Here is a 257-nt window from a genome sequence, read left to right on the forward strand (position 1 = left end):
GCCGCTGGTGATTGCCCAGCAACTGGGGTACTTCGAGGCCGAGGGCCTGACCGTGCGCATCGATGACTATCCGGGCGGGTCGCAGTCGCTGCAGGCGCTGGAATCGGGCGCCGCCGATGTGTGCGCGGGTGCCTATGAACACACGCTTGTCGCGCAGCAGCGCGGCAGTGTGCTGCGTGCCTTTGTCGTGCAGGGGCGTGCGCCGCAGATTGCGCTGGGCGTGTCCTCGCGCTGGATGCCGCGCTACCAGACGCTGG

General features: G+C 68.9%; 1 protein-coding gene. It reads left to right on the top strand.

The window, feature by feature from the left end; genetic code table 11:
• The coding region (locus tag ACRHNM_RS17285; RefSeq protein WP_431137888.1) for an ABC transporter substrate-binding protein at nucleotides 1-257 on the top strand (257 nt) is incomplete at both ends.

The sequence above is a fragment of the Psychroserpens mesophilus genome (genome assembly GCF_050617655.1).
GTDB classification, from domain to species: domain Bacteria; phylum Bacteroidota; class Bacteroidia; order Flavobacteriales; family Flavobacteriaceae; genus Psychroserpens; species Psychroserpens mesophilus_A.